The 641-nt window shown below is 51.3% G+C and carries 1 protein-coding gene; it reads right to left on the reverse strand.

Going from position 1 to position 641, the window contains the following annotated elements; translation table 11 throughout:
- Positions 1-92: 92 nt before the first annotated feature.
- Positions 93-626 (reverse strand): hypothetical protein, encoded by a 534-nt coding sequence (locus RE6C_RS16550; protein WP_008658302.1) that lies wholly within the window; start codon positions 624-626, stop codon positions 93-95.
- Between the last annotated feature and the right edge of the window lie 15 nt (positions 627-641).

Here is a 641-nt window from a genome sequence, read left to right on the forward strand (position 1 = left end):
AACGTCCGCGATAACCGAGTCGCGGCGATTGATTTTCCATTGTCAAAAACGACGACTCCGCGACTTCGGTTCATCGCATGGTTCGCCCCATTTTAACTCTCGGTTCCGTTGGGCCAAAACGGTTTGCGAAACGTGTTCTTGATTGTAAACCAAAATGAAGGAACAAAGCGAGCTTCGACTTTGCATTCTGACGATCTCGTGATTCTGCAGTACGCATTGCCATCTACGGGTAACCAGTCGTCTTGAGACTTGATCTTCGCGTCAATTGAAACAGAAATCATCCCGTCGCGTTCAGGATCCAAAGCGATCAACTGCGCCCATTCAAAGATTGCGTCACCATCGTGAATTCCCCACATCGAGTTTGGATGCTTCCACGTTAGGACGTCAGTGCCGACTACATCGTTGCCCATGCGGGCGATGAGCTTGGTCTGTTCCACGTAATCGTTTGGCATTGCATTCGCGGCTAGAACGCCAAGACCGAAGAGCATGTAGTAGTCGTCATAGTCGGAAATCAAGCGGTCGACGTTGACTTGAGAAAAGACCCAGCCACCACGCCCATCTGCTGAAAGCTCGCGGCATGGGTCCCAACGTTTGCTCGGAACGCTAGCGATCAGTTTGAGATGCATCTATCTGCGTGGGCG

This window comes from Rhodopirellula europaea 6C (assembly GCF_000338295.1).
In the GTDB taxonomy this organism is placed as follows: Bacteria; Planctomycetota; Planctomycetia; order Pirellulales; family Pirellulaceae; genus Rhodopirellula; species Rhodopirellula europaea.